Annotated in this window: 6 protein-coding genes; all 6 read right to left on the reverse strand. The window is 62.0% G+C overall.

The genetic code is table 11. The annotated features are described in order from the left end of the window. The coding region (locus tag V6M39_RS06605) for a DNA-directed RNA polymerase subunit alpha (protein ID WP_332642968.1) at positions 1–669 on the reverse strand (669 nt) is incomplete at its 3' end. Positions 670–743: 74 nt separating this feature from the next. Beyond that, positions 744–1,352 carry a 30S ribosomal protein S4 gene (gene rpsD / locus V6M39_RS06610; RefSeq protein WP_332642969.1) on the reverse strand — a complete coding sequence of 203 codons (609 nt, stop codon included), beginning with the start codon at positions 1,350–1,352 and terminating at the stop codon, positions 744–746. Positions 1,353–1,381: 29 nt separating this feature from the next. Beyond that, positions 1,382–1,777, reverse strand: coding sequence for a 30S ribosomal protein S11 (rpsK, locus tag V6M39_RS06615; RefSeq protein WP_309971796.1), 396 nt, complete (start codon positions 1,775–1,777; stop codon positions 1,382–1,384). Between the two features lie 6 nt (positions 1,778–1,783). Beyond that, the gene (rpsM, locus tag V6M39_RS06620; RefSeq protein WP_309971798.1) at positions 1,784–2,152 is read right to left on the reverse strand and encodes a 30S ribosomal protein S13; all 369 of its coding nucleotides are present in this window, start codon (positions 2,150–2,152) and stop codon (positions 1,784–1,786) included. 203 nt (positions 2,153–2,355) lie between these two features. After that, on the reverse strand, positions 2,356–2,469 hold the full coding sequence (rpmJ, locus tag V6M39_RS06625) for a 50S ribosomal protein L36 (protein ID WP_008361054.1): 114 nt from the start codon (positions 2,467–2,469) through the stop codon (positions 2,356–2,358). Positions 2,470–2,513: 44 nt separating this feature from the next. Further along, positions 2,514–2,735 (reverse strand): translation initiation factor IF-1, encoded by a 222-nt coding sequence (gene infA / locus V6M39_RS06630; RefSeq protein ID WP_332642973.1) that lies wholly within the window; start codon positions 2,733–2,735, stop codon positions 2,514–2,516. Positions 2,736–2,739 lie beyond the last annotated feature (4 nt).

Below are 2,739 nucleotides of genomic sequence, written 5' to 3' on the forward strand. Positions count from 1 at the left end.
ACGGGCCAGGCCGAAGAGCTCGACCAGGGTCGAACCGGCCGACGCGATCGCGTCACGGGGCAGGATCGACTTCTTGGTCTCGACGTCAATGACGAGCTTGTCGAAGTCGGTGCGCTGCTCGACGCGAGTTGCCTCGACCTTGTAGGTCACCTTGAGGACCGGCGAGTAGATCGAGTCGACCGGCATACGGCCGATCTCTTCGTCACCGGACTTGTTCTGCACGGCCGAGACATAGCCGCGGCCACGCTCGACTACGAGCTCGATCTCGATCTTGCCCTTGGTGTTGAGCGTTGCGATGTGCAGCTCGGGGTTGCGGACCTCGACGCCAGCGGGAGGCTGGATGTCGGCAGCGGTGACCGCGCCGGCGCCTTCCTTGCGGACGTACATCACGACGGGCTCGTCGTTCTCCGAGGAGACGACCAGTTCCTTCAGGTTCAGGATGATCTCGGTGACATCCTCGGTGATACCGGGGATGGTCGAGAACTCGTGCAGGACACCGTCGATCTTGATCGACGTGACTGCGGCGCCCGGGATGGACGAGAGCAGCGTACGGCGGATCGAGTTGCCGAGGGTGTAGCCGAAGCCGGGCTCGAGGGGCTCGATGACGAACCGCGAACGGAACTCGTCAACGACCTCTTCTGACAGGGCGGGGCGCTGGGCAATGAGCATTGTGTTCTTTCCTTTCCGAACCAACCTCTATTTGAAGGTCCGGGTTGTTCTCTGTTTGCAGAGACGGTTGGGGATCAGATCTTGGAGTAGAACTCCACGATCAGCTGTTCCTGGATCGGAACGGTGATCTGCTCGCGTACGGGCTGGGCGTGGACGAGGATGCGGCCACGATCGGGCGCAACGTCGAGCCAGGCAGGAACGGTGTCCTTGTCGAAGGTCTCACGCGCAACGATGAACGGCGTGGTCTCCAGCGACTTCGTCTTGACGTCGATGATGTCGTGCTTGCTCACCTGGAACGACGGGATGTCGGTCTTGACGCCGTTGACCACGAAGTGACCGTGGTTGACGAGCTGGCGGGCGTGACGACGCGTACGGGCGAAGCCTGCACGGTAGACGACGTTGTCGAGGCGGGACTCGAGGATCTGCAGCAGGTTGTCACCGGTCTTGCCGGGACGACGCGATGCGAGCTCGTAGTACTTGCGGAACTGCTTCTCGAGCACTCCGTAGGTGTAACGCGCCTTCTGCTTCTCGAGCAGCTGGTTGCGGTACTCCGACTCCTTGACCCGGGCGCGGCCGTGCTGGCCGGGAGGGTAAGGACGCTTTTCGAATGCAGCGTCACCACCGACGAGGTCGATGCCGAGGCGGCGCGACTTCTTGGTGAGAGGTCCGGTGTAACGGGCCATGTTGGATAACTCCTAAAGAAAGGTGAGCGTCAGAGACGACGGTGCTTGGGGGGACGGCAGCCGTTGTGGGGGCTGGGTGTCACGTCGGAGATGGTGCCGACCTCGAGGCCGACTCCGCTCAGCGACCGGATTGCCGTCTCGCGGCCCGAACCGGGGCCCTTCACGAAAACGTCAACCTTCTTCATCCCGTGCTCCATCGCCTGGCGTCCGGCCGACTCAGCGGCCATACCTGCGGCGAACGGCGTGGACTTGCGCGAACCCTTGAATCCGACGGTTCCGCCAGAGGCCCACGCGATGACGGCACCCGTGGGGTCCGTGATCGTCACGTGTGTGTTGTTGAACGTGCTCTTGATGTGGGCTTCGCCCGCAGCAACGTTCTTCTTCTCCTTGCGGCGAGTCTTCTTGCCGGCTGTCTTAGGAGGCATGCGCTATCACTTCTTCTTTCCGGCGACGGTGCGCTTGGGGCCCTTGCGGGTACGCGCGTTGGTCTTGGTCCGCTGGCCACGAACGGGCAGGTGCGCACGGTGGCGACGGCCCTGGTAGCTGCCGATCTCCATCTTGCGGCGAATGTCTCCCGTGACCGTACGACGCAGGTCGCCCTCGGTCTCGTAGTTCGCTTCGATGTGATCGCGGAGTGCGACGAGGTCATTGTCGTCGAGCTCGTGGACGCGCTTGTCCGGGCTGATGCCGGTTGCAGCGAGTGTCTGGGCGGCGCGGGTGCGACCGATCCCGAATACGTACGTGAGTGCGATCTCAATGCGCTTTTCGCGCGGGAGATCTACTCCAACGAGGCGTGCCATGTAGGCAGTTCCTTCCATTCGGCGAGGTTTGGCCACCTGATGCATCCCAACTGCCTCCCAGATCTTTGGCGATCTGGAGTCGGGCCCCGGCCTACGCTTCCGGGGGTGACCCGCCACGATCGTGCTGTGACGGGAGCGATCAGATGTTGCATGTTGCTGGTGCTGTGAAGACGATCTTTGATCTCGGCCTCCCGGCCGGGTGCTTAGCCCTGGCGCTGCTTGTGACGCGGGTTTTCGCAGATCACCATGACGCGGCCGTGGCGACGAATCACCTTGCACTTGTCACAGATCTTCTTCACGCTCGGGTTGACCTTCATCGAGATTCTCTCTTTGGGATCTGAACGTGTGTAGGTGTTGCTATTTACTTGTGGCGGTAGACGATGCGGCCACGGCTGAGGTCATACGGCGAAAGCTCCACCACGACCCGGTCCTCAGGGAGGATTCGGATGTAGTGCTGGCGCATCTTGCCGCTGATGTGGGCGAGTACTTTGTGCCCATTGGCGAGCTCGACGCGGAACATCGCGTTGGGCAGCGCTTCAACGACAGCGCCTTCCATCTCGATGACGCCTTCTTTTTTCGCCATAACC

The organism is Aeromicrobium sp., assembly GCF_036675695.1.
Classification (GTDB): Bacteria; Actinomycetota; Actinomycetes; order Propionibacteriales; family Nocardioidaceae; genus Aeromicrobium.

Coding starts and splice junctions, on each gene's coding strand:
- rpsD (WP_332642969.1), bottom strand. CDS start 1,352: ATGGCCCGTTACACCGGACCTCTCACCAAGAAGTCGCGCCGCCTCGGC.
- rpsK (WP_309971796.1), bottom strand. CDS start 1,777: ATGCCTCCTAAGACAGCCGGCAAGAAGACTCGCCGCAAGGAGAAGAAG.
- rpsM (WP_309971798.1), bottom strand. CDS start 2,152: ATGGCACGCCTCGTTGGAGTAGATCTCCCGCGCGAAAAGCGCATTGAG.
- rpmJ (WP_008361054.1), bottom strand. CDS start 2,469: ATGAAGGTCAACCCGAGCGTGAAGAAGATCTGTGACAAGTGCAAGGTG.
- infA (WP_332642973.1), bottom strand. CDS start 2,735: ATGGCGAAAAAAGAAGGCGTCATCGAGATGGAAGGCGCTGTCGTTGAA.